Annotated in this window: 22 protein-coding genes; 12 read left to right on the top strand and 10 right to left on the bottom strand. The window is 67.1% G+C overall.

Annotated features, from left to right (window positions below; genetic code table 11):
• Window positions 1-6: 6 nt before the first annotated feature.
• The 3 genes from ACO1P8_RS15230 to ACO1P8_RS15220 all read right to left on the bottom strand — a co-directional run bounded on the left by ACO1P8_RS15230 (window position 7) and on the right by ACO1P8_RS15220 (window position 2,647).
• The gene (locus ACO1P8_RS15230; RefSeq protein WP_486296729.1) at window positions 7-1,176 is read right to left on the bottom strand and encodes a zinc-dependent alcohol dehydrogenase; all 1,170 of its coding nucleotides are present in this window, start codon (window positions 1,174-1,176) and stop codon (window positions 7-9) included.
• 199 nt (window positions 1,177-1,375) lie between these two features.
• Complete coding sequence (locus ACO1P8_RS15225) at window positions 1,376-1,636, bottom strand: hypothetical protein (protein WP_486296728.1); 261 nt, start codon at window positions 1,634-1,636, stop codon at window positions 1,376-1,378.
• Window positions 1,637-1,684: 48 nt separating this feature from the next.
• Window positions 1,685-2,647: a LysR substrate-binding domain-containing protein gene (locus tag ACO1P8_RS15220; protein ID WP_486296727.1), complete on the bottom strand. Its 963-nt coding sequence runs from the start codon at window positions 2,645-2,647 to the stop codon at window positions 1,685-1,687.
• A 107-nt stretch (window positions 2,648-2,754) separates the two neighbouring features.
• Between ACO1P8_RS15220 and cydC the strand changes: the two genes are divergently transcribed.
• The gene (gene cydC, locus ACO1P8_RS15215; RefSeq protein ID WP_486296726.1) at window positions 2,755-6,381 is read left to right on the top strand and encodes a thiol reductant ABC exporter subunit CydC; all 3,627 of its coding nucleotides are present in this window, start codon (window positions 2,755-2,757) and stop codon (window positions 6,379-6,381) included.
• A gap of 8 nt (window positions 6,382-6,389) precedes the next feature.
• Here cydC and ACO1P8_RS15210 read toward each other — a convergent pair whose 3' ends face one another.
• The 5 genes from ACO1P8_RS15210 to ACO1P8_RS15190 all read right to left on the bottom strand — a co-directional run bounded on the left by ACO1P8_RS15210 (window position 6,390) and on the right by ACO1P8_RS15190 (window position 12,112).
• Window positions 6,390-7,553, bottom strand: coding sequence for an osmoprotectant ABC transporter ATP-binding protein OsmV (locus ACO1P8_RS15210; RefSeq protein WP_486296725.1), 1,164 nt, complete (start codon window positions 7,551-7,553; stop codon window positions 6,390-6,392).
• Window positions 7,550-8,203 (bottom strand): ABC transporter permease, encoded by a 654-nt coding sequence (locus tag ACO1P8_RS15205; protein ID WP_486296724.1) that lies wholly within the window; start codon window positions 8,201-8,203, stop codon window positions 7,550-7,552. The genes ACO1P8_RS15210 and ACO1P8_RS15205 overlap by 4 nt, the downstream gene beginning before the upstream one ends.
• A 10-nt stretch (window positions 8,204-8,213) precedes the next feature.
• Window positions 8,214-9,149 carry a glycine betaine ABC transporter substrate-binding protein gene (locus ACO1P8_RS15200; protein WP_486296723.1) on the bottom strand — a complete coding sequence of 312 codons (936 nt, stop codon included), beginning with the start codon at window positions 9,147-9,149 and terminating at the stop codon, window positions 8,214-8,216.
• Between the two features lie 121 nt (window positions 9,150-9,270).
• Entirely contained in the window at window positions 9,271-9,987 is a 717-nt protein-coding gene (locus ACO1P8_RS15195) for an ABC transporter permease (RefSeq protein WP_486296722.1), read from the bottom strand.
• Between the two features lie 490 nt (window positions 9,988-10,477).
• On the bottom strand, window positions 10,478-12,112 hold the full coding sequence (locus ACO1P8_RS15190; RefSeq protein WP_486296721.1) for an ATP-binding domain-containing protein: 1,635 nt from the start codon (window positions 12,110-12,112) through the stop codon (window positions 10,478-10,480).
• 210 nt (window positions 12,113-12,322) lie between these two features.
• Here ACO1P8_RS15190 and yghU point away from each other — a divergent pair, with 210 nt between their 5' ends.
• From yghU to ACO1P8_RS15155, 7 genes are all read left to right on the top strand, one after another.
• Window positions 12,323-13,210 carry a glutathione-dependent disulfide-bond oxidoreductase gene (gene yghU / locus ACO1P8_RS15185; RefSeq protein ID WP_486296720.1) on the top strand — a complete coding sequence of 296 codons (888 nt, stop codon included), beginning with the start codon at window positions 12,323-12,325 and terminating at the stop codon, window positions 13,208-13,210.
• Window positions 13,207-13,560, top strand: a complete 354-nt coding sequence (locus tag ACO1P8_RS15180) for a DOPA 4,5-dioxygenase family protein (protein WP_486296719.1) — start codon at window positions 13,207-13,209, stop codon at window positions 13,558-13,560. Before yghU ends, ACO1P8_RS15180 begins: the two co-directional genes overlap by 4 nt.
• A 231-nt stretch (window positions 13,561-13,791) precedes the next feature.
• Window positions 13,792-14,313: a sigma-70 family RNA polymerase sigma factor gene (locus ACO1P8_RS15175; RefSeq protein WP_486296718.1), complete on the top strand. Its 522-nt coding sequence runs from the start codon at window positions 13,792-13,794 to the stop codon at window positions 14,311-14,313.
• A gap of 7 nt (window positions 14,314-14,320) precedes the next feature.
• The gene (locus ACO1P8_RS15170) at window positions 14,321-15,346 is read left to right on the top strand and encodes a FecR family protein (protein ID WP_486296717.1); all 1,026 of its coding nucleotides are present in this window, start codon (window positions 14,321-14,323) and stop codon (window positions 15,344-15,346) included.
• A gap of 66 nt (window positions 15,347-15,412) precedes the next feature.
• The gene (locus ACO1P8_RS15165; RefSeq protein ID WP_486296716.1) at window positions 15,413-17,848 is read left to right on the top strand and encodes a TonB-dependent siderophore receptor; all 2,436 of its coding nucleotides are present in this window, start codon (window positions 15,413-15,415) and stop codon (window positions 17,846-17,848) included.
• 20 nt (window positions 17,849-17,868) lie between these two features.
• A complete protein-coding gene (locus ACO1P8_RS15160; RefSeq protein ID WP_486296715.1) occupies window positions 17,869-19,638 on the top strand; it encodes a PepSY-associated TM helix domain-containing protein in 1,770 nt (589 codons plus the stop codon).
• Entirely contained in the window at window positions 19,635-19,910 is a 276-nt protein-coding gene (locus ACO1P8_RS15155; RefSeq protein ID WP_486296714.1) for a DUF3325 domain-containing protein, read from the top strand. Before ACO1P8_RS15160 ends, ACO1P8_RS15155 begins: the two co-directional genes overlap by 4 nt.
• Here the strand turns inward: ACO1P8_RS15155 and ACO1P8_RS15150 are convergent, their stop codons facing one another.
• Window positions 19,911-20,237, bottom strand: a complete 327-nt coding sequence (locus ACO1P8_RS15150; RefSeq protein WP_486296713.1) for a helix-turn-helix domain-containing protein — start codon at window positions 20,235-20,237, stop codon at window positions 19,911-19,913. It abuts the gene before it with no gap.
• Between the two features lie 219 nt (window positions 20,238-20,456).
• Here ACO1P8_RS15150 and ACO1P8_RS15145 point away from each other — a divergent pair, with 219 nt between their 5' ends.
• Entirely contained in the window at window positions 20,457-20,657 is a 201-nt protein-coding gene (locus tag ACO1P8_RS15145; RefSeq protein WP_486296712.1) for a hypothetical protein, read from the top strand.
• A gap of 60 nt (window positions 20,658-20,717) precedes the next feature.
• Here the strand turns inward: ACO1P8_RS15145 and ACO1P8_RS15140 are convergent, their stop codons facing one another.
• Window positions 20,718-22,130: an MmgE/PrpD family protein gene (locus ACO1P8_RS15140; RefSeq protein ID WP_486296711.1), complete on the bottom strand. Its 1,413-nt coding sequence runs from the start codon at window positions 22,128-22,130 to the stop codon at window positions 20,718-20,720.
• A 225-nt stretch (window positions 22,131-22,355) separates the two neighbouring features.
• Between ACO1P8_RS15140 and ACO1P8_RS15135 the strand changes: the two genes are divergently transcribed.
• The 3 genes from ACO1P8_RS15135 (at window position 22,356) to ACO1P8_RS15125 (ending at window position 25,073) form a co-directional block, all read left to right on the top strand.
• Window positions 22,356-23,303 carry a LysR family transcriptional regulator gene (locus ACO1P8_RS15135; RefSeq protein WP_486296710.1) on the top strand — a complete coding sequence of 316 codons (948 nt, stop codon included), beginning with the start codon at window positions 22,356-22,358 and terminating at the stop codon, window positions 23,301-23,303.
• An 84-nt stretch (window positions 23,304-23,387) separates the two neighbouring features.
• Entirely contained in the window at window positions 23,388-24,524 is a 1,137-nt protein-coding gene (locus ACO1P8_RS15130; RefSeq protein WP_486296709.1) for an MFS transporter, read from the top strand.
• Window positions 24,525-24,770: 246 nt separating this feature from the next.
• Window positions 24,771-25,073, top strand: coding sequence for a YXWGXW repeat-containing protein (locus ACO1P8_RS15125; protein ID WP_486296708.1), 303 nt, complete (start codon window positions 24,771-24,773; stop codon window positions 25,071-25,073).
• Window positions 25,074-25,109 lie beyond the last annotated feature (36 nt).

Below are 25,109 nucleotides of genomic sequence, written 5' to 3'. Positions count from 1 at the left end.
CCGGCGTCAGGGCCTCAACACCACCTTGATGCAACCGTCTTCTTTATCGCGGAAGGTTTTGTACATGTCCGGTCCGTCTTCCAGGCTGACGCGGTGCGTGATCACGAACGACGGATCGATCTGTCCTTCGGCGATGCGCTTGAGCAGGTCGTCCGTCCAGCGATTGACGTGAGTCTGGCCCATGCGCCAGGTCAGGCCCTTGTTCATCGCCGCGCCGAAGGGGATCTTGTCGATAAGCCCGCCGTACACGCCCGGGATGGACAGTACTCCGGCGGGCCGGCAGACGTAGATCATCTCGCGCAGGACGTGCGGCCGGTCGCTTTCCAGCATGACGGCCTGCTTGGCGCGGTCGTACATGGCGTCGATGGAACGCGTGGCATGCGATTCCATGCCCACCGCGTCGATGCATTTTTCCGGGCCTTTGCCCTGCGTCAGGTCGCGCAGGCGGTCCAGCACGCTTTCCTCGTCGAAGTCGATCGTGATGGCGCCGCCTGCGCGAGCCATCGCCAGACGCTCCGGCACGCGATCGATGGCGACCACCTGCCTGGCGCCCAGCAGGACCGCGCTGCGGATGGCCATCTGTCCCACCGGGCCGGCGCCCCAGATGGCCACCGTATCCGTGGGTTCGATATCGCACTGCGCGGCCGCCTGCCATCCGGTGGGGAAGATATCGCCGAGGAAGAGCACCTGCTCATCGCTCAAGCCGTCGGGAATCCGGATATGCGTCCTGTCGGCGAAAGGCACGCGCACGTATTCCGCCTGGCCGCCCGCGTAGCCGCCCGTCAGGTGGGTGTAGCCGAACAGGCCCGCGGTGGTGTGGCCGAAGAGCTTGTCGGCCTGGGCCTTGTTGCGGTTGCTGCGCTCGCAAACGGAAAAGTTGCCGCGTTTGCATTGGTCGCATTCGCCGCAGATGATGGTGAAAGGGACGACGACGCGGTCGCCCGGCTTGAGCGCCTTGTTCTCCGTGCCGACTTCCATCACCTCGCCCATGAATTCGTGCCCCATGATGTCGCCGTGCTTCATGCCGGGCATGAAGCCGTCGAACAGGTGCAGGTCCGAGCCGCAGATGGCGCAGCACGACACCTTCACGATGGCATCGCGCGGGTGTTCGATCTGCGGATCCGGGACAGTGTCGCAGCGGATGTCGTGCTTGCCATGCCAGCGTAGTGCGCGCATTGCGGTCTCCCATGCAGTGTGTGGACGTTACGCGCCGCGGTGGGCGCAAGCGGCATGCCGTCGGGCGCGCGTGGGCGACGTGAGTCTGCCAATGAATCCCGGAGGTGAATACCGTCAGGATGGGGTAGGCATCAGCGCAGGGATGTGGCGCGCCGCGTAAAAGCAGGCACTGTGCGCGGCGCCTGCTCATCGTGCAGCGTCAGGTGCCTTCTTTTTTGGGCAGTACGGAAGGGGTGTCGTCCGGCGGACTGAACACGCTGCCTTCGCCGTCGCTTTCCGGGTTGGGATTGCCGTCGAACTGTGTCGCCTTGCCGCCGGCGGTCGGCGCGCGGCCTTTGGTCCTGTCCTGGGATTCGCGCAAACCGTCCTGCACATCGTTGGCGATGTCGACCTGGCTTTTCGTGGAAGGCTCGGGGGGCGCGGTGCGGGTGGGATCTTCCATGGGACGATCGTCAGTCATGGCGGTGCTCCATATCGTTGGTGAGGGACACCGGATGGGGCGCAACCGTCATTCCCGCGGCCATGGTGGGCAAAATGCCGGTTGTCGCCCTTCGTTCAGCAGGAACTCCACCAGCACCGGCAGCGCGGCATCGTCCCGTCGATCTGGCCGCATGCGCATCACGTAGCCCCACGATCCCGCCATGCGCAGCGCCGGCGCCAAAGGCACCAGTCCGCCCCGCGCGAGCTCTTCATCGATCAGCGGCGATCTGCCCAGCGCGATGCCCGCGCCCGCCACGGCGGCGGACACCACCGTGCTGAGCCCGCTCAGGATCAGCGGATCCTGCCATTGTGCGCGGTTCAGCTTCAAACGCTTGCGCCAGGTGCGCCAGCTGGTCTCGGGACTGGCAACGTGTTTTTCCTCCAGCCAGCGATGGCGCGCGAATACCGCGGGGTCATCGCGCTGCGCCTCGGGGATCAGGTTCGGGCTGCACACCGGTATCACGGTCTCTCTGATCAGAGGGATGTCGCCAGGCGCCGGACGGTTCGGTCCTTCGTCGCCGACATGAAGAAACGCGAGATCGATGCCTTGTTCTTGCCATGCCGGATCGTGGTTGGCGTGCAGATACACCTGCACGTCGATCTCCGGGTGCAGCTCGGCGAAGCGGCCGATGCGCGGCGCCAGCCATAGCGCGGCCAGCGAAGGGTTCGCCGAAACGTTCACGCGATGCGCCTGCCGTCCGAGGGACGTGGCCCGTACGTTGCGGCACGCGGTGGACAGCAGGGTCAGGGCCTGTTGCACGGCGGCCAACAGGTCCGCGCCCGCCTCGGTGGGTTCCGCGCGGCGGGTGGTGCCCCCGCGCCGCAGTAGCACCACCCCCAGATCGGCTTCCAGCCCGCGCAGCTGATGGCTCACGGCGCTCTTGGTCACGTTCAATTCCGCCGCCGCGCGGCTCAGGCTGCCCAGCCGGGCGACGGCTTCGAAGGCGCGCAGCGCGGCCAGCGGTGGGGTGCGGAAAGGCAGGTTCGACATGGGTGTAATTTAACTCTACCCAGGATCGAAAAACTATCACTAGTCCAGTACCCCCGGGCAAAGCCACAATCCCGGTACGTGAAGAGCAAGGGAAAGGGGCGGGCGCGATGTATTTCGATTTTCGGTTGTGGCGGTTGACGCGCGGTATGCGGGCGCAACTGGCCGGCGGCATCCTATTGGGCCTGCTGGCGCTGGCCGCCGGCATCGGCCGCTACGTGTTCCTGGGCCAGATGCTGGCGCGCGTGTTCGCCGGCGATCCGTGGCAAAGCTGGATCCGGCCGGCTGCCGCCGCCGCGGCGCTGGTGCTCTTGCGCGCTGTGCTGGACCATGGCCGTACCGTCCAGGCCAACCGCTGCGCCGCCACCGTGCAGCAGGTGCTGCGCGCGAAGCTGTATGACCGCATCGTTGCGCTGGGGCCGGCATGGTTCGCCAACCAGCGCACCGGCGGCGTGATGCTGACGGTGGTCGATGGCGTCGAGCAGTTGCAGACCTTTTTCGGCCAGTATCTTCCGCAAGTGGCGATCGCCGCCGCGGCGCCCTTCGCCATCTTCGCCGTCATCGCGTTCTGGGACGTCCCCACGGCGCTGGTGCTGCTGGCGGCGGCGATCTTCGCCCTGGTGGGGCCCATGGCGGTGCATATGCTGGACCGGCGCGCCAGCCTCGAGCGCGCCAGGTCGCTGCAGGATTTCGGCGAGGATTTCCTGGATGCGGTGCAGGGCTTGCCCACGCTGAAATCCTTCGGCCAGGGCAAGTCCTGGGGGCGCCGGCTGGCCGAGCGGGCGCGCCGCTTGTCCGACGGCACGATGTGGGTGCTGTCGGTGAGCCTGCTGACGCGCGGGATCAGCGATCTGGGCGTGGCCTTGGGCGCGGCGCTGGCGCTGACCTTGGGCGCGTGGCGCGTCGGCCATGGCACGATGAGCGTGGAGGCGCTGCTGATCGTGCTGATGGCCGGTACCGAGATTTTCCGGCCCCTGCGGGATCTGCGGGCGGTGTTGCACCGGGGCATGCTGGGGCAATCGGCGGCTGCCAGCATCCACGCCCTGACGGATGCGGAATCCGGCGCAACGGCCCTGGCCGCGTCGAATGCCGGCTCCGCCGCGGCGCAAGCCGGCGGCGCGGGTATCGGCGCGGCGGACTTACGCCCCAGTATCGAGTTCGATGACGTCAGCTTTTCTTATACGCCGCAGCGCGCCGCGCATCGCGGCCTGAGCTTTCGCATCGCGGCGGGCGAGCGGGTGGGGATCGTCGGTCCGAGCGGCGCCGGCAAGTCGACGATCGTGCGATTGCTGCTGCGGGAATGCGTGGCGCAGCACGGCGCCGTGCGCGTGGGCGGCCACGACGTAAGGGATCTGGACCCGCAGGCCCTGCTGTCGCGCATCGCGGTGGTCAGCCAGGACATCACCCTGTTCCATGGCACGCTGGACGACAACCTGCGGCTGGGCAGGCACGACGCCACGCCCGAGCAGGTCCGCGCCGCGGCCCGCGCCGCCAATATCGACGACTTCATCATGGCGCTGCCCGACGGCTACGCCACGCACATCGGCGAGCGTGGGCTGCAACTGTCGGGCGGCCAACGCCAGCGCCTGGCGATCGCGCGCGCGCTGCTGCGCGATGCGCCCATCCTGATCCTGGACGAGGCGCTATCGTCGGTGGATACCGAGAACGAAGCCATCATCCAGCAGGCGCTGGACCGTCTGATGGCCGGCCGGACCACGCTGATCCTGGCGCATCGCCTGGCAAGCGTGCTGGGCGCGGACCGCTGCCTGGTGCTGGATGCCGGCAAGGTGGCGGAAGGGGGCGCGCATGCCGAACTGATGGCGCGGGGCGGGCTGTACTACGCGCTGATGCGCGAACAGGACGAGGCGCGCCGTCAGAAGGAATCGGCGGCAAGGAGCGGCGCGGCGAGCATCACGGCTCGTCCCGGCCCGGACGCGGGCCCGCAGGCCGGCACCGCGCCGCAGAACAACACGGTCACGCAATCGCCCCCGGAACCGCGCGCGCTCGACGAAGACGCGCGGCACGTCGGCTGGCGCGCGACCGTGGCCACCCTGCTGGCCGTCGTGCGGCCCTGGCGCGGGACGCTGGCCACCACCATCGTGCTTGGCGTCGCCCGCGTGGCGGCGTATATCGGCGTCGGTGTGCTGAGCGCATTGGTCGTGGCCGCTGTGCGCGACGGCCGGGATCCCGGCACCCTGATCATCGCGCTGCTGATCGCCGCGCCATTGGCCGCGCTGTTCCACTGGCTGGAGTCCTGGCTCGCCCATGCCATGGCCTATCGCCTGCTGGGCGACATGCGCGTGAACCTTTACGACAAGCTGGAACGGCTCGCGCCCGCGTATCTGCTGCGCCGGCGCTCCGGCGACCTTGTCGCGCTGGCCACCCAGGACGTGGAGATGATCGAGTACTTCTACGCGCACACCATCGCCCCGGCCATCGTCGCGGTGCTGGTTCCCTTGACCGTGCTGGGTTTCCTGTTCGCCTTCAGTTGGCCCGTGGCCTTCACGCTGCTCCCCTTCCTGGCCTACGCCTTGTTCGCCCCCGTGCGCGGCCGCCGCCACGTGGATGCATTGGGCGACAAGGCCCGCGCCGCGCTGGGTGAAATGAGCGCGCATGCCACCGACACCATCCAGGGCCTGGGCGAGCTGACGGCGTTCCAGGCCACCGCGCGGCGACGGGCGGAATTCCTGGCGCTGGCCGAACGCTATGGCCGGCGCCGTCTGGACATCCTGCGCGATCTCTCGGGGCAAGCCGCACGCTTCGAGGTCGCGATGGGCCTGGGCGGTCTTGCGGCCGCCGTCGTGGGTGCGATGCAGGTGGCGGCCGGCACGCTGGACGCCGGCATGCTGCCGCTGTTGATCCTGATATCGCTGGCCACCTTCCTGCCGGTGTCCGAGATCTCACAGGTCAGCCGGCAGTTGGCGGACACCATCGCCGCGTCACGCCGGCTGCACGTCGTCAACCATGAGCCCGAGCCGGTTCGCGACGGTCCGCGTCCCGCGCCCCGGGCCGCCGCGGGCCTGTCGCTGGAATTCGATCACGTCAGCTTCGCCTATCCCGGCATGCGGGAGTACACCTTGAAGGATCTGGGCTTCAACGTGCCGGCGGGCGCCATGGCGGCCATCGTCGGCCCATCCGGCGCCGGCAAGAGCACGGTCGCCAGCCTGCTGCTGCGTTTCTGGGATCCCGTTCAAGGGACGATACGCGTGGGCGGCGTCGACGTGCGCGAACTGGAGCTGGACGGTTTGCGCGAGTGCGTGGCGCTGGTCACCCAGGACACCTATCTGTTCAACGACACGCTGGAAGCGAATATCCGGCTCGCGCGGCCGGACGCCAGCGATGACGACCTGCGCACGGCGCTGGAACAGGCTGCCCTGACCGACTTCGTGCGCGCCTTGCCCGACGGCCTGGCGACCAGGGTGGGCGAACGCGGCATGCAATTGTCGGGCGGCCAGCGCCAGCGGATATCCATCGCGCGCGCCTTCCTCAAGAATGCGCCGGTGCTGATCCTCGACGAGGCGACCTCGCATCTGGATACCCTGTCGGAGCTGGGCATACGGCGCTCGCTGCAACTGCTGATGCAGCATCGCACGACCCTGGTTATCGCTCATCGCCTGTCCACCATCCGCGAGGCCGACCTGATCCTGGTATTGCAGGAAGGGCGGCTGGCCCAGGCCGGCACGCATGAAGCGCTGCTGGCGAGGGAAGGCTTCTACGCGCGAGCCAGCGCGCATTGAGCCCGCCGCTACGCCTGCGCCGAGGTCTGCCAGGAGGTGGCGATCTGCCCCGTCCGATGGCGCGACCGGCCAGAGCTCAGGTAATTCGCGATCGAATCCTGCGTGACCTCGCCGACGTAGCCGTTGTCCGCGTCGATCACGGGCATCCAGGATGAGTTGTACTGGTACATCCGCGACAGCACCACCCGCAGATTGTCGTCCGGCGCGACCGTGGCCGAGAAGTCGCGAAGGTGCTGGCCGCAGGTCCCCTGGCCGCCGCGCGCGACGCGACGCTGCACGAAGCCCAGTGCGCGATTGTCGGCGCCGACGATGGTCAGGTGCCCGTTGTCGTTCTCTTCCATGTCCCGATAGGCATCGGCCAGCGGCGTCTCGGCGTGCGCGGTGCCGGGCTGCGTGGCGGCGTCGCCCGCCTTGACCAGCAGCAGGCGCTTGAGTGTGGCGTCCTGGCCGACGAAAGCGCCGACGAATTCATCCCGCGGGTGTGCCAGCAGGGTATCGGGATGGTCGTACTGCACCAGCCTGCCGCGCCGGAAGACCGCGATCTTGTCGCCCAGCTTGATCGCTTCGTCGATGTCGTGGCTGACCATGATCACCGTCTTTTTCAACGCGCGCTGCATCTGGAAAAATTCATTCTGGATGGATTCGCGATTGATCGGGTCCACCGCGCCGAACGGCTCGTCCATCAGCATTACCGGCGGATCGGCGGCCAGGGCGCGGATCACGCCGATGCGCTGCTGCTGACCGCCGGACAACTCGCGGGGATAGCGCTTCATGTAGATTTTCGGGTCCAGCGCGACCATGGACATCAGTTCCGCCGCGCGTTCGCGGCAGCGTTTCCGGTCCCAGCCCAGCAGGCGGGGGACGATGGTGATGTTCTCTTCTATCGTCATGTTGGGGAACAGGCCGATCTGCTGGATGACGTAGCCGATGTGGCGGCGCAGCTCGACCTCATCCATTGCCATGGTGTCGTGGCCGTCGACCAGCACGCGGCCGGACGACGGTGCGATCAGGCGGTTGATCATCTTCAGCGTGGTGGTCTTGCCGCAGCCGGAGGGGCCCAGGAACACGCAGAATTCGCCTTCCTCGACGTTAAGGCTGACCGCGTCGACCGCATTGAACGGCTTGCCGTCTTTCTGGATGAAAGTCTTGGTCAGTTTGTCCAGTTCGATCATGGCTTTTGTAACCCCTTCGAAGTCAGCAGTCGCTGCAAGGCCTGCAGCGCGAAATCGGCGGCGATGGCCAGCAGGCTGACCAGCACGGCGCCCACCAGCAGTTTCATCATGTTGCTCTGGCCGATGGCACGCAGGATCAGCGTGCCCAGCCCGCCCGCTCCGATGACCGCGGCGATGGTCATGACGCCGATGTTCATGACCACGGCGGTACGCACGCCGCCCAGGATGACCGGTACCGCGAGCGGAAGATCCACCAGCCGCAGCCGCTGCCAGAACGTCATGCCGATGCCGATGCCGGCTTCCTTGATCCCGGGGCTGACGTTGTGCAGCGCCAGGTAGGTGTTGCGCATGATGGGCAATAACGAATACAGGAACACGGCGATGACGGCCGGCACCGCGCCGATGCCGGCGCCGAACCTCGACAGCAGCGGGATCATCAGGCCGAAGAGGGCAATGGAAGGCAGCGTCAGCACGACGGTCGCGATGCCCAGCAGCGGCCCGGCCAGCCATTCGTGGCGGCTGACCAGGATGCCGGCCGGCACGCCGACCAGGATGGCGCAGCCGACGGCGCTCCCGACCAGGTAGATATGCTGCAGTGTCAGCGCGAGCAGATCCGTCCAGTTGGCCGACAGGTAGTCGTAGAGAGTCATGGCGTCTCCTTCAGGGCAGCCTGTGGGTACGCAGGAAATCCGCCGCCACGTCGCGCACGGAGCGGCCGTCGATATCCACCTGCTTGTTCATGTCCAGCATGGCGTCGTTGTCCAGCGCGGCCGACAAGGCATTCAACTGGCCGGCCAGCGCGGGGTTGCGATCGAGCACCTCGCGCCGTACCACCGGCGTTGCGTTGTAGTTGGGGAAGTAGTGCCTGTCGTCTTCCAGCGGGACGATATTGAAGCCGCGCACGCGGCCGTCGGTCGTGTAGATCAGCCCGACCGTTACCTGGTCGTTATGCAGGGCCGTGTAGACCAGTCCTGGGTCCATCTGCTTGATGTCCGCGCGATCGAACTGCATGCCGTAGGCGGCGCCCAGGGGACGCAGGCCATCCGGGCGATTGGCGAATTCGGCGTCCATCGCGAAGACATGCCTGCCATGCGGGTCCGCGCGCATTTTCGCGAACAATTGCGAGATGGTCCGCACCTGCCACTTTTCCGCGACCTGGCGCGGCACGCCCAGGGCATAGGTGTTGTTCAGGCGCGAGGCGTCCAGCCATGCCAATCCGTTCCGGGCGTCGAGCTGCCGGACTTTTTCGTAGAGCGCGTGGGCGTCGAGCTTTACGGCGTCCGGGATCTTCAGATACACCAGCGCGGCGGTGCCGGTGTATTCCCAGACGATGTCCAATTGGCCATTTTCCTGGGCGCTGCGCATCAGTGTGCTGCCCAGGCCCGCCCGGACATCGACGCCATAGCCCTTGGCACGGAGATAATCGGCCGTGATTTCGGCCAGGACGTATTGCTCGGTGAAATTCTTGGCGCCGACCCGCAGGGTGTTCGCGGCGTGGGCGGCCCCCGGCGCCAGGATGGCGCACGCCAGGGCAAGCAACAGGGCGCGCATCGGCGCGCGTGGCAGGCGGCATGTCCTGCGGAGGGATCGCTGCATCGTACGAGGTTCTCCTTTTCCGCCATCGGGCGGCAAGACGGGGTCGGCCCACACCGGTCAAGGCGAAGCGGCCGGCGAAAGTGTCACGCGGGGGCCGGTGCCCGTGCGCGCGGAATGTCGTTCAGGCGGGCGTGGCGCGCCAGGCCAGGGCATACCGGCTGGCGGCCGCGACGATGCCGTCCAGGGCCAGCGCCAGCGCCGTCGTGGCAGCGGCGCCAAGCAGCATCTGCGGGGTGTTGTCCAGGTAGATGCCGGGGAAAATCAGGGTGCCGAGGCTGTCCGCGCCGATCAGGTAGGCCAGCGGTGCCGTGCCGACGTTGATGGCCAGCGCGGTGCGAACGCCGCCCACGATGATGGGCAGCGCGTTGGGCAGCTCGACACGCAGCAGCGCCTGCCATGGCGTCATGCCGATGCCGCGCGCGGCCTCCAGCATGGCGGCCGGGACGTTCTTCACGCCTTCATAGGTATTGCGCACGATGGGCAGCAGCGACGCCAGGAACAACGCGGTGACGGCCGGCGGTTCGCCGATTCCGAATATCCCCAGGGCGATGGCCAGCACCGCGAGCGAGGGAATGGTGTTGCCCACATTGAAGACCTGCATCAGCCGCTCGGCGTAGCGGGCGGCGCGGCGCCGGCTCAGCAGTACGCCGGCGGGGACGCCGACCGCCAGGGCCAGGGCCATCGAATAGCCCACCAGGATCAGATGCCGTCCGGCGTAGTAGCGCAGGTCGCCGCTGTACTGCCGCCATGCCTGCGCGCCGATGGCGTGCGCGAGCAGCAGGACCGCGATCGCGATGACGGTGAGCGTGGCGGCGTACTTTGCCAGCCGGATGTTCATGCCTGGGCCTCCGTGCAGGTTCTTGGGCGCGACATGGCAATGCCGGACCCTGCATGCGCGGCGGATGCGGCCATGCATGCGATCGGTCGGAACCGAAGGAGCGTTCAGAGGAATGGATCGGCTTGGATCTATCCCTGCGATCACGCAGCGTGATCGCAGTGGCGGCATCGGGGCATGGACCGTCGACATCGCCGGCGGTGGTCACCGAAGCGAACGCCGCGTAACGAAGCGAACCCGCGGAAAGGCCGCCATTGAACGCGTGGAATCGTTTTTTTTTGCTGCCGGCCGTTTGCCCAAAAGGTTGCCCAAAAGGTTGCAAAAAAAGCAATCGGCGCATCGGCAAAGACGGAAAGTATACAGGCTCTTGACGCCCGCGTCCAGGGGGGCGCTGCACGAAGACATCAACATCGTCGAAATTGACCGCCGCACGGCCGGAAATCGCCGACGTTGCGGGTCGCGGCCTATACGGCCGCACCGCCTTCGCGGCGGGTCAGTCCAGCTTGTTCCGCAGTGCCGTAGCCGCGGGTTCCGCCGCGATCAGGATCAGCTTGAGCGTGGCCCGGGTGGCACCGACGAACAGTTTGCGCACGGCCTGTTCGTCCAGCGTGTCGAAATCGATCTCGGCAAAGACGACCGCGGGCACGGATTGGCCTTTGAAGCGGTAGACGGATTCGGCCAGGACTTCGCCCGCGGAATATTCGGGCTGGCCGAAAAGATCGTATCGGCCGGTGAAGCGGCGCAGCGTGTGCGGACCCAGCCTGTCCTTGCGCAGGACCTGCGAGGTCTTGTGGCCGTGGTAGCTGAGCAGCGCCACGTCTTCCTGGCGAAAGCCGTCCGAATAGCATTTGCGTATGCCTTGCTTGACGGCCCGCGCCAGGCTCTCTTCGTCGTGATACGAGAGGACTTCCACGTCGGCGTCCAGCACCGGCGCCTGCGCGTCGATGCGCGTATCGTCGGGCAGGATGGTGTGCAGGAAGTCGACCACCGGACGCGGACTGCGGAAGTTGCTTTGCGCGCGCAAGCGCACCCAGCCGGGCAGCTCCGGCGGCGTATTGCCGTACAGGTTTTGCAGCGGATCCTCCAGCCACAGGACACGCGCCGCGGGCCGTGCCAGGCGCAGCACCATGTCACGCCAATGCGTGTCGAAATCCTGGCCCTCGTCGACGATCACGGTATCGAACAGGAAGTCTTCGGGCACCGGTTGCGCCGCGGCTTCATCGACCAGCCGGGCGAAAGCGTCCGGCTGTGAAAAATCCGGCTTGCGGCCGGCCGCGCGCAGCAGGCGGTCGCAAAGCATATGGAAGGAGCAGATCAGGCCGCCCGATGGCGCGATGCGGTTGAAGTGGTCGGCCAGCGGGCGATTGAAGCAGACGTACAGCGGACGCTTGCCCTGTTCGACCGCGTCGCGGTATTCGGCCAGCGCCAGCTGGGTCTTGCCCGAACCGGCAGTGCCGGTGACGCGCAGGCGATAGGGGTCGATGTCCAGCTGGCGCGCCCAATGCGCCAGGCCGCCGGCAAGCCGGGTGACCAGCGTGCGCGTCTGGCCGATGAGGGCACTGACGTCGACTTCCAGGCGAATGATGTCGCGCAGGAAGCGATCGACGCGCGCGGCGAGGGGCGAGGGCGCGCCGGGCGGCAGGATTTCCTGGATGATGGCGCACAGGCGATCGCGCCGGCCGGCGTCGACGATGCGTTCGGGCACCAGCCCGGCCGTCGTGGGCGCGACCACGCGATGATCGGGACAGTGCAGCAGGTAGTCCAGATGGATGTCGGCACCGTCCAGGCTGCGCGCCAGCTTGGCCCGCAGGCTTTCGGCGGTGCGCGCCATCTGTACCGAGATCAGCCGCGCCTTGCCTTCGTGGCGCTTGGCCAGGCCATCCGGCGTTTCGTCCAGGGCGCCGGTTTTCTGTTCGATGACCAGCAGGTCGCCCGCGCGGTTGACGATGACGAAGTCGATCTCGCCGTAGATCGCGTGGCGTCCCTCGACATTGGTCCAGTGCACGGCGTGGTAGACCGTATAGTCGTCCGGCAGGCCGGCTTTCAGGCGTGCCAGGGTATCCAGCTCGCGTTGTGCCGGGCCGCTGCGCGGCTGGCGTTCCCAGCCGTCCGGAATGATGTGCGCCACGTCTGCTCCACTTGCGTTTGACTGACTGCCGGGAGAATAACGTAACGCAGGCGGCTTGACCGCACGCCGGGTGTGGGTTTGGGCCGGTGCGCGTCCGGCGGGTGCTATACGAATGCATGGGCCGCGCGCGCCCCCCCGGGGTAGCGGCGCGAGGCATTGTTTATCCGAATACCGGTCATCGACATGACCGACCCTTACGTGGAGCTGTTAATGAGCGATTCATCCGCATACGTGCCGCCGAAAGTCTGGACCTGGAACAAGGCCAATGGCGGCCATTTCGCCAGCATCAACCGCCCGGTCTCCGGACCGACGCACGAAAAGGAACTGCCCGTCGGCCGTCACCCTTTGCAGCTGTACTCGCTGGCCACGCCGAACGGCCAGAAAGTGACCATCATGCTGGAGGAGCTGCTGGCGCTGGGCCATCGCGGGGCCGAGTACGACGCGTGGCTGATCCGCATCGGCGATGGCGACCAGTTCGGCAGCGGCTTTGTGCAGGCGAATCCCAATTCCAAGATTCCGGCGCTGATGGACCGCAGCGGTCCGCGGCCCATCCGCGTATTCGAGTCCGGCGCGATCCTGCTGTACCTGGCCGAAAAGTTCGGCGCCTTGCTGCCCGCCGATCCGGCCGGGCGCGCGGAGTGCCTGTCGTGGCTGTTCTGGCAGATGGGCAGCGCCCCCTATCTGGGCGGCGGTTTCGGCCACTTCTATGCCTACGCGCCCGTCAAGATCGAATACGCGATCGACCGCTTCGCCATGGAGGCCAAGCGGCAACTCGACGTGCTGGACAAGCGCCTGGCAGAGAGCGAATACATCGCGGGCGCCGACTACACCATTGCCGACATCGCCATCTGGCCGTGGTACGGCGCGCTGGCGAAGGGCCTGGTGTATGACGCGGGCGAATTCCTGTCGGTGCAGGACTACAAGCATGTGCGGCGCTGGGCCGATGCCATCGGCGAGCGGGCGGCGGTGCGGCGGGGCAGAATGGTCAACCGGGTCAACGGCGATCCCGCCAGCCAGCTGCACGAGCGGCACGACGCCACGGACTTCGACACCCGCACGCAGGACAAGCTGCAGCAGGCCGGCGGTGCGCAGTCATGAGCCAGGACGACTTGTCCGTGGTGGACGGCTGGCACGCGCATGTGTATTTCGACGCCGCCACCCGCGACGCCGCCCATGCGCTGCGCCAGCGCATCGTCGAAGTATTCGGCGATAGCGTCGCCATGGGGCGCTTCCATGAGCGCCCGGTCGGGCCTCATCCCCGGTGGAGCTACCAACTGGCCTTCGCGCCGGCCGAACTCGCCCGCGTGGCGACGTGGCTGACGCTGAACCACGACGGGCTGGATGTGTTCCTCCACCCCAATACCGGGGATGCCCTGGCGGACCACCGCGACAGGGCGATGTGGATCGGGCGCAGCCACGCGCTGAACCTGGGCGCTCTGGGCGGCTAGCAGCGCCGGCCCCGGGGGCGTGACCCGCGGGGCCGAAACCGGGATAACGGAGCCGTGATGCCGGTGGAGCGTCACGCCCGGCGCGGCGATTCCGGGACACGGGGGCTGGACGCCGCGATGTCGGCCGCGCGGCCGGTGTACACTTGATAATGGTAACGATTACTATTTGCGAATGTGCACTGGCTGCCGCCGGCCCGGCGGGATGGGGCGGCCGACGAAAAAGGCTCGATCTTGGGTACCTCGGGATATTTCTTCCCCATCACCGTGGAAGCGCTCTACAGCGACCACCATTCCTGGCTGAAGGGATGGTTGCACCGGCGCCTGGGCAACGCCGACCAGGCGGCGGATCTGGCGCACGACACCTTCATCCGTCTGCTGAGTAGCGACCGGGTGCCGCCGGCCATCGAAGAGCCGCGCGCCTTCCTGACCACGGTGGCCCAGCGCCTGGTCTCCAATCACTGGCGCCGCGAAAAGCTGGAGAAAGCCTACCTGGAGGCGCTCGCCCACGCGCCGGCGGCGACGGCATGGTCGCCGGAGGCTCGTGCCATCGTGCTGGAAACGCTGGTCGAGCTGGACAGGCTGCTGGACGGCCTGCCGGCTATCGTGCGACGGGCCTTCCTGCTGTCGCAGCTGGACGGGTATACGCATGGGCAGGTCGCCGAAGCGCTGGGCATTTCGATCGCGACGGTCAAGCGCCATATCGTCAAAGCCCTGCAGCGCTGCTACTTCGCCGACCTGTCCTTTACGGGTTGACGCCGCCTTGTCCGCCTCGCCCTGGTATCGCGATACTCCCGACGCCGCCGGCATCGCTCCGGAGGTAGCCGAGCGCGCCCTGGAATGGCTGGTCGAGCTGCAGGGCGATGCCGTGTCCGCGGAGGTCCGGGTGCAATGGGATCGCTGGCGCCGCGCCCACCCGGATCACGAGCGGGCATGGCAGCGCATCGAGGCCGTCAACGGCCGGCTGCGGCCGCTGGCGTCGGCGCCGAACGCCGCCATCGCGCGGGCGTCTCTGGCGCCGCCGGCGGCGACGGGGCGGCGCCGGGCCGTCAAGACGCTGGCGGCGCTGGCGTTCACCGGCGGTGCCGCGTGGGGCCTTCGGGAAGATGCGCCCTGGCGTGTATGGACAGCCGACTATCGCACCGCGGTGGGCGAACGCCGCGCGCTGGTCCTGGCCGACGGCACGCGGCTGGTGCTTAACACCGGAAGCGCCATCGACGTCCGGTACACCGCCGGCGAGCGGCGGATCCGCCTGCTGAGCGGGGAGATATTCATTGCCACCGCCGCCGATGCCGCACCGGCCAAGCGGCCCTTTCTGGTCGAAACCGCCGAGGGAACGGCGCAGGCGCTGGGCACGCAATACACCGTCCGGCGGCGCGACGGCGGCACCGAAATCGCCGTCTTCGCGGGCGCGGTACGCATCCGGCCCGGCGGCGACGGCCGTGCGGTTGACATCCCGGCCGGCTACGCCGCCACCTATACGGCCAGCGCCATCGCGCCGCCGCGCCAGGTGCAGGCGTCCAGCCTGGCCTGGAAAGACGGCTTCATCGTTGCGCGCGGCATGCGCCTGGACGACTTCATCGCCGAACTGGGGCGGTATAGCGCCGAATCGCTGTCCTGCGATCCCGCCATCGCCGCGCTGCGCGTGTCCGGTTCTTTCCCGCTGCGCGATATCGACGAGGTCCTGCGCACCGTCGGCACGACGGTGGGCGCGCGGCTGGAAATCCGCACACGGTTCTGGGTGCACCGCCTGACACGCCTGGTGCCGGCCGCGGGAGGATCCGGATGAGCCGTTTTCATGTTTCGCGGGTCATGGAAGTGAGAACGCATCCTCACTCCAGACAAAAGGCCACACATGCATCAGGTCCGCGGACGCGAGCGTCCCTTCACATTGCTAACCCGGCGTGCCGCGTTGACATGCGCGGCCGCGCGCATCGCCCATGGCGCCATCGGCGCGATGGCTTTTCTTGCCGCGTCGCCCGCGGCACAGGCGCAGGCACAGGCGGTCCAGGTCCGCGAGTACGACATTCCCGCGGGGACGCTGGAGGACGCGCTGAGCCGCTTCGGACGCGAGTCGGGGATCATGCTGTCATTCAGGCCTGAGGTCACCGCAGGCCGGCGCAGCGACGGCCTGAAGGGCGCGTACACCATCCAGGGCGGCCTGGACACCCTGTTGGCCAATACGGGCATCCACGCCGGGCGGCAGGCCAACGGCAGCTATGTGCTGCGCCCGCCGGCGAATACCGGCGCGCACGCGGTGCAACTGCCGACCGTCAAGGTCAGCACGGCCGCCGACAACGGGTTGCCGCCGGCCTATGCGGGCGGGCAGATCGCCACGGGCGGCAGCCTGGGCATCCTGGGTACGTCCAACGCCATGGACGTGCCTTTCAGCACCACCAACTACACCTCGGAAGCGATCGAGGACCTGCAGGCCAGGACGCTGGCCGACGTCGTGCAGAACGAATCGTCGGTGCGCATGCTGACCGCCAGCAACGGCTTCGGCGAAGACTTCCAGATCCGCGGCTTTACCGTGGCCAGTAACGATGTGGGCCTGAACGGCCTGTACGGCCTGGCATCGGCCAGCCGCATGCCGGTGGCGATCATGGAGCGCGTGGAGGTCCTGAAGGGGCCGGGTACCCTGATGAACGGCATCAGCCCGAACGGCAGCATCGGCGGCGGCATCAACATCGTCACCAAGCGCGCCGGCGACGATCCGCTGACCCGCCTGACCACCACCTATCAAAGCAAGGGGCAACTGGGCGGCCAGTTCGACGTTGGCCGCCGCTTCGGCGAGGACAATGCCTGGGGCATCCGGGTGAACGGCGTCTATCGCGACGGCGCGACGGCCATCGACAACGGCAACCAGCAGCAGACCGTGGGCGCCGTCGGCCTGGATTACCGCGGGACCCGGCTGCGTTGGTCGCTGGATGCCTACGACCAGCGCGAGGATACCGATAACTTCCGGCCGCAGGTCGGATTCCAGTCGTCCGTCACATCCTTGCCGGACCCGCCGTCCGGGCATCGCAACTTCTATCCGGGCACCAGGCTGAAGCTGCAGGATTCCACCATCGCCACCCGCATGGAGTACGACGTGACGGATCGCGTCACCGTCTATGGCGCCGTCGGCTACCGCTACGGGTCGGCGGACCAGACCTTCCCCTCGGGGCCGGTGGACCAGCAAGGCAACTTCACGGTCACCAACGCCTACTACGATTCGTACAGCAAGACCACGACCGGCGACGTCGGCGTGCGGGTGCGGCTGGATACCTGGGGCGTCGGCCATACCCTGACCCTGGGCGCCACCCGCCTGGACCAGGAAGCGGGCAATGCCTACGTGACCTCGGCGACCCGCGCCGCTTCGAACATTTACCATCCGGCGCCGCTGCCGCCGGTGACGGGCGACCGGCAATCGCCGGCCAAGGCATCGGAAACCGCGCTGACCAGCGTTGCGCTGACCGATACGCTGTCGTTCGCGGACGGGCGGCTGTTGATCACGGCCGGTGTGCGCGAGCAGCGCGTGGTCCTGGATAACTATTCCACCGCCACGGGCGCCCAGACCTCTTCCTATGACGAGAGCGCGGTCTCGCCGCTGGCGGGCATCGTCTTCAAGCCGCTGTCCAATGTGTCCCTGTACGGGAACTTCACCTCGGGACTGACGCGCGGCGGCATCGCGCCCGCCACGGCCGCCAACGCGGGCCAGGTGTTCGCACCCTACAAGTCCAAGCAATACGAGGCCGGTGTCAAGGTCGACTGGGGTAGCGTGATCACCTCCGCATCGGTGTTCCAGATCGACCGGCCCAACGCGATAACGGACCCCGAGACCAACATCTACAGTTTCGACGGCGAGCAACGCAACCGCGGGCTGGAACTGTCGGCCTATGGCGAGATGACGCGCGGTCTGCGCGTGATGGCCAGCACGACTTTCTACGATGCGACGCTGCAGCGCACCGCCGGCGGCGTGAACGACGGCAACGATGCCAATGGCGTGCCCGGCAACACCTTCAACCTGGGCGTCGATTGGGATACGCCGTGGATCCGCGGCCTGAGCCTGAATGCCCGCGTCATCCATACGGCGTCCACGTACTTCAACGCGGCCAACACCATCAAGGTGCCTGCCTGGACGCGCTACGACATCGGCGCGCGCTACGTGACCGACGTCATGGGCAAATCGGTGGTGTTCCGCGCCAACATCGAGAACCTGTTCAACAAGGACTACTGGCTGGTCAGCGGTACCTATGCGACGGTCGCCGCGCCGCGCACCGTGCTGCTGTCGGCGCAGATCGATTTCTAGCGAATGAAAGGGAGGGAGCCATGGTCCGGATCGGACGCGTCGGACCGCTCGTGATACGCATCTTCGCCGCCGTGGCCGGCGGCTATGCCCTGGCCGCGCTGGCCAGCGTGGCGGCGCTGGCGCTGCCGATCAGCCGGCCGCAGGCGGTGCTGACCGGCATGCTGGCCAGCTTTGCCGTGTATGCGGGCGCGGTGATATGGGTATTCGCCACGCACACAGGGCGGGGCATCCGCCAGTCCATGTCGGACCTGCATACCTGGGCCGGCCTGCTGGCAGGATGGGTGTTGTACGCCATGTTCCTGACCGGCACGGTCAGCTATTTCAAGGACGAGATATCGCAGTGGATGCGGCCCGAGCTGTCGGAGCGGGCGCATCGGCCGGACGCGGCCGACGTCGCGCAGCGCATCGCCGATGAGCTGGGCACCGTCGCGTCCGGCAGCACCCAATGGAGCATGCAGCTGCCCACGGAACGCGGCAACGCCGTCGACGTCTTCTGGCGCCTGCCGCAACAGGCGCCGGGCCGGCGCGCGTTCCAGTCCGCCACCTTCGACCCCGCCACCGGACACCGCGTTGCCGCACGCGGCACGCTGGGCGGCGAGTTCTTCTACCGTTTCCACTTCCAGTTCTACTACATGCCGGCGCTGTGGGGCCGCTGGGTGGCGGGCCTGTGCGCGATGTTCATGCTGGTGGCCATCGTCAGCGGCGTTATCACGCACAAGAAAATCTTCGTCGATTTCTTTACCTTCAGAGGGGGCAAGGGCCAGCGATCGTGGCTGGACGCACACAACGCGCTGTCGGTATTCGGCCTGCCTTTCCATTTGATGATCACCTATACCGGCCTGGTGACGCTGATGGCCATGTACATGCCATGGGGCCAGGACCTTGCATTGCAGACACCGGCACAGCGCCAGGAACTGCGGTCCCAGATCAGCGCCTTCATACAGCCGGGCGAGCCCAGCGGGCAGAAGGCCGCGCTGGCACCGCTGGGGCCGATGGTGCGCCAGGCGCAGGCGCGCTGGGGCCAGGACAACGTCGGGCGGGTCACCGTTACCTTGCCGGGCGACGCTGCCGCGCGCGTCGCCGTCACGCGCGGCGAATCCGGCCGTGTGTCCACCAGCCCGCAATATCTGCTGTTCGAGGGTGCCACGGGGAAACTGCTGGAAGCCCGAGATAGCGTGGGCGCCGCGGCCGAAGTACGGGGCGTGATGTTCGCCTTGCACAGGGGACGCTTCGGCGATCTGCAGATGCGCTGGCTGTATTTCATCGTCAGCCTGGCCGGTACGGCGATGGTGGGCACCGGGCTGGTCATGTGGACCGTCAAGCGCCGCCAGAAACTGGCGGACCCGCTGCGGCCTTATTTCGGCTTCGCCCTGGTGGAGCGCCTGAACATCGCCGCCATTGCCGGCCTGTCGGTGGCGATGACGGCTTTCCTGTGGGGCAACCGGCTGCTGCCGGTGGGGTTGGCCGCCCGCGCCGGTGCGGAGGTCAACCTGTTCTTCCTGGCCTGGGCCGCGACGCTGTTGTACGCCCTGGCACGGCCGGCCCGGCGGGCATGGATCGAGCTGCTGTGGCTGGCAGCCGGCCTGCTGGCGCTGCTGCCCGTGCTGAATGCGCTGACCACGCAACGGCCGCTGTGGCATAGCGTGGCGGCGGGGGATTGGGTCTACGCGGGGTTCGACCTGACGATGTGGGCGTTCGCGATCCTGCATGCGGCCCTGGCATGGCGGACCATGCGCAGGAAGGGCCCTGTGCCGGGCAATCGCCAGCCGCGCCGCGAGGCCGTCCGATGATCCATCTGTGGGTTCTGCTGTGCTGCACCGCGGGCTTTACCGCGTTGGCGCTGGCGACGGAACGGCAGCAGGAAGCGGTGTTCGGCCGGCACTTGCCGGCGCGCGGCACGCGGGCCTTGCGCCTGGCGGGATGGGGCGTGCTTGCCCTGGCATTCGAAATCGTCGTCGCCGGGCAGGGCTGGGGGTTGGGTCTGGTCAGCTATAGCGGCCACACCAGCGTGGCGGCCGGGCTGGTGTACCTGGCCTTGGTTGCGCGCGCACGGTATGCATAGCTATCGGGAATTGAAGCGCATCGGCGGTGCCACGGAAGAGCGGCCGCCTTCATCTTTGCGCTCCTCCTCGTCCATCCTTCCGACATCGTCGTAGTTGAGTGTCACGGTATCGATACGTAGCCCCAAATTCAGGGCGCCCAGTGCCCTCATGATCGGATGGAGCCCGACGTTTTCGCCTTTTTCGATTTGGATGATGGTCTGCCTGGAGAGCCCTGCCTTTACGGCGAGTTCGGCTTGGCTGAGTTTGCGCTGTTTACGCTCGCGCTGAAACTTGGCACCGAACTGGGCAGGGAGAACCGCAGCAGGAAAGTATGCGAAAGCCGACATTTCTACTCGTTTCGACAAAAATGTTAGCTTAACCATACATAAGTTATGTGAGGCCTGTCATCTATGTGTATGTTTTAACTGACATTTTGGATCTTTTAGAGCGGAAAGTACGGTTTGGCTTACATTTTGCGGGGTGGCGTTGTCGAGTAGCTCCACTGCCGCCCACATAACGTATTCATACTGTATGCTTCGGAATCTTTCCTAATCGGGCTACCCACCATGGACAGTTCCTCGATCGAAGCCACCGTTGGCGCCGCCGTCGGTCTGCAGCAGGCCAACGCGATGCAGGAAGCGCAGAACGTTTTGCTGCGCAAGACCCTGGACAGCCAGTCGCAGACCATTCTTAGCCTGATCGGTTCGGTGGCGCCCCAGCTGTCGACCTACGGCATGGTGGGCACGCAGCTGCACGTCACCGCGTAAAGCCCAGAAAAAACCGGGGCCCGGCATGCGCATGCCGGGCCCCGTGTCGTCTGGCGGCGCTTAGCGCTTGACCGTCAGCGCGTCGACCAGCGTGCCGATGTCGTCGAGCTTCTCGATATTCATCATGGTGTCGACCACGCGGTCGACCTGCTGCCGCGCGATGCGGCGCGACGCCAGTTTGACGAACTTCTCGATGACATCGTCGGCCGACGCAAAGGAATGCTCACTGCCGCGCGGCGCCTCGACGGTTTCTTCCATCCGCGTGCCGTCCTTCAGCTTGAGCTTCACATTGACCATGTGGCGATAGACCGCGCCCCGCGCGGTAATGGCGGGGTCTTCGAGCACCTTCACCTTCTGGGAAACGCGGATGCGGTCCGGGTTGGTGACGTCCGCTTCCGTGAACTGATCGACGAAAACGTCGCCGTCCAGCAGTAGCGTGGCCACGCAGTAAGGCAGGTTCAATTGCGCGGAGGTCAGGCCCTGCGGCACATACTTCCAGCCGACATGGTCGACGGTCACGCGCGATCCCTCCACGACGATTTCCTCGACGTCGTCGGCGCCGAAGGGCTTGCGCGCGCGCATGGTGCGCAGCGCATCCAGCGTCGTATGGTTGCTGCCCACGCAGGAATAGAACTTCAGCGCGATGCGCATGACCTCGAATTGCGTGCCCAGGCCGGCGGTCAGCTTGGTCAGGTCGAAGCGGTCCGTGGAGCGCGACAGGGTGCTGCAAAAGCCGCCGTAGGGGTTCTCGAATACGTCGACGATGCCGGTAAAGCCGCGCGCGGCCAGCAGGGCGCCGTACAGGCCGCTTTGCGAAGCGCGGCCGGCATGCATGCGCTTGACCATGGCGCCGAATTGCGCCGCCATCAGGCCCGAGGACTGTGTGCCGGCGATGCCCAGCGCGTGGACCGCCTGTTCGGCGGACAGGCCGAGCGCGGCCGCCGCGCCGGCTGCGGCGGAGAACACGCCCACCGTCGCGCCGGAATGCCAGCCTTGCGCGATATGTTCCGGGCCCATGCACATGCCCACGCGCGGACCGATTTCATAACCGGCCACGCAGGCCCGCAGGAAATCCCGGCCGCTCATTCCGGGGCGGTTGCCTGCCGCCGCCAGCACCGCTGGCAGCGTGACCGCGCCGACGTGCAGCACGCCCACGCGATGCACGTCGTCGATTTCGAAACCCTGCACCAGCGTGCCGTTGACCAGCGCCGCATGCGGCGACGACAGGCGTTTGTCGGTGCCCCAGACCGGCGTGGTGGTGGTGTGGTCTTCCGCCAAAAGCGTTTCCAGCAGGATCTTGCTCCAGGGCAGTTCGGCGCCGAAGATCGCGCAGCCGAAGGAGTCCAGGATCAGCAACTTGATGCGTTCCCGTACGGGGTCCGGGATGTCCTCGTACTTCAACGTGGCGATGAACTCCGCGATGCCTCGCGTATAGGGATTCTGGACTTCGTCGGTGGCTGGCGCGTGGCCCATGGCTGTCTCCGGGATAGGCTGCCTGAGTAATCTGGCGATTGGCATTGATCCGGCAAGTATCGGGCGGGCGCGGGCGCATTGTGAATTGCCGATTGCGCCGTTATTATTGCGTGAAGTGGAATAATTCGTGGCCGGCGTTGTCTTGCTTTTTTCTTTACGCCGCATGCCGCCCCAGGCGCCGGGGCCATATCCTGCCGCCTGCCGATGCTGTCCTCCCATGCCCTTATGGCTTCCTTGAACGCGATCGATCTCGAAGGCTTGCGCGGCTTCGTCGCGGTGGCCCGGCATGCCAGTTTCCAACTGGCAACCGGCGAGCTCAATATTTCGGCGCCGGCGCTGACGCGGCGCATTCAACGCCTGGAAACGGCCATCGGCGCGCCCCTGTTCGAACGGACGACGCGGCGCGTGCAATTGACCCCCATCGGCGAACTGCTGCTGCCGCGCGCGCGCGGCATCCTGGACGACCTGGAGCAGGCGCTGTCGGCGATCGACGACCGGCTGGCCAGCCGCAGCGGCCAGCTCAGCCTGGCCTGCATTCCGACCGCCACCCGGCTTCTGCTGCCGCATATCCTGCGCGCTTTCCACGACCAGCGGCCGCAAACCCGCATCCGTATCGTCGAAGCCAACGTCGCCGGCGTGATGTCCGCCGTGCGGGACGGCTCCGTGGATTTCGGCGTGACGCTGCAAACGCGGACCGCCGAAGGGCTGGCCTTCGATGCCTTGCTGACCGAGCCCTTCCTGCTGGCGTGCCCCGCCGATCATCCCCTGGCCGACCGCGGCCGTGTCAGCTGGAACGACTTGAAGCCCTATCGTTTGATCGTGTCGGAGCCGGGCAGCGGCAACCGCGCGGTGCTGGAACAGGCTTTGTGCAAGTGGCGGTGGCAACGCGACCACCTGGTGGAAATCGATCACCTGACCAGCGCGCTGGGCCTGGTCGAGGCCGGCCTGGGAATATCCGTGGTGCCGTTGTCCGCACTGCCGGATTCCCCCGATGCCAGACTGGCGATACGCGCGCTCACCAGCCCGGAAGTCACGCGCACCCTGGGCTTGCTCCGGCGCCGCGCGATACCGCTGGGCCCGGTGGCGCAGCAGTTCCGGCGTACCGTGCGGCAATTGGCGCCCGTGCTGGAGACCCAGACGCGGGAACGCGGCGCGCGATTCCTCACCGTCTAATGCATAACCGATGGTACCGACACGATGTCCGACTCAGTAAACGTCATACCTTCCCGCGGAGCGGCCCCGTTGGAAGCCGCCCGCATGCGCGCCGCGACCCGCGCGGTGATGGCGCAGTTCTTCGTTAACGGCGCCGCCTTCGCCGCCTGGGGCGTGCAGATTCCGGATATCAAGTCGCGATTCGCGCTGTCGGATTTCGTATTGTCGTTCGCCATGCTGGTCGTCGCGGGCGGCGCCATCATCGCGATGGGGCCGATCGGCCGCTGGGCCACGCGTATCGGTAGCGCGCGGGCGCTGACGATCAGCGGCATCGTCTACGCGGCGGGGACCGCCCTGGTGCCCTTGATGCCCGACTACGCCGCATTGCTGGGACTGTTGCTGGTGTTCGGGATGGCGATGGCCGGCTTCGACGTGACCATGAACGTGCAGGCGGCCGCCGTGGAAACGCGTGGCGGCAAGCCCATCATGTCCACCCTGCACGGCATGTTCAGCGTCGGCGGCATGGTGGGCGCGGGCCTGGGCGGCCTGGCCGCGCTGGCAGCCTTGCCGCACTGGGTGTATCCCTGCGGCATCGCCGCGATGGCGCTGGCGGCGATCGCCATCGGCACGCCGCGGCTGCTCGACGATGCGCCCACGCACGAACACGCGGCGGCGCCGGGACGTGGCCACGTTCCGGCAGCGCTGTGGGTGCTGGGCTTTTTCGCCTTCCTGGGCTTGATCTGCGAAGGCGCGATGTACGACTGGGCCAGCGTTTATCTGCGCGATGTCGCCCACGCCGCGCCGCAACTGGCCAGCTACGGCTATGCGGCGTTTTCCACCGGCATGGCCTGCGGACGCTTCGCCGCCGATCCGCTGCGGCGTCGCATCGGCGATAGCCGCACGCTGGCAATCAGCGCGTGGATGGGCTTTGCCGGCATTGCGCTCGCCGTGTGCCTGCCGCAACCCGCCTGGACGTTGGCCGGCCTGCTGCTGATGGGCCTGGGCGTCGCGAACCTGATGCCGTTCTTCTTCCTGGCCGGCGCGCGGCTGCCCGGACTGAGCCCGGCGCAAGGCGTCGCCGCGATCGCGCGATGGGCCTATACCGGCATGCTGCTGGGGCCGGCGATCATCGGCGGCATTACGCACCATTCCACCCTGCGCGTGGCGCTGGCGGTGGTCGCGGCCATCATGGGCCTGATCGCCGCCGTGGGTATCCGGCAGGTGAGTCGTATCGGGCGTTAGGCCAGTCAATCGGGTCTTGCGCGCGTCCATGTGCCGGGATCGAGGACTCATGCCCCCTGGCAAGCGGATCGAGAAAATTCAGCTTATCGGCAAAAGCGGAAATCGATATAGTCCCCGGCAATGCGCATTTCCGGCCGGTCGGGCATTACTCACTTTTACAAATGCCGGCGACGGGATTTCCCACTTCTATCCGTTCAACGGGAAACAGGGCGATTTGCCCTGGATTCGAAGCTCCGGGAGCCCGACATGAAATCTGCAGTTCCCCTGAAGACGCTTATCGCGACCGTGGCGTTCGCGGCGGCGTCGCCCGCGTTCGCCCGGCTGGTCATCGTGGAGCCCACGGCCCCGCCGCCGCCTCCCCGGGTGGAAGTGGTGCCTGCGCCGCGCGCCGGGTATGTCTGGGACGGCGGGCATTGGCGCTGGGACCATGGGGGCTACGTGTGGATGGCCGGCCATTGGCGGCCCGTGCGCGTGGGGCACCATTGGGTGCCTGGGCACTGGGCGGCGCGTGGGCCCAATTGGCATTGGATCCCTGGCCATTGGGCCTAGGCCGCGCCGCATCGACACTGCGTCCGTCGCGCGATA

The sequence above is a fragment of the Bordetella sp. genome (assembly GCF_057362025.1).
The sequence above is the reverse complement of the archived record's forward strand: the minus strand, read 5'-3'. Positions and strand labels throughout refer to the sequence as shown.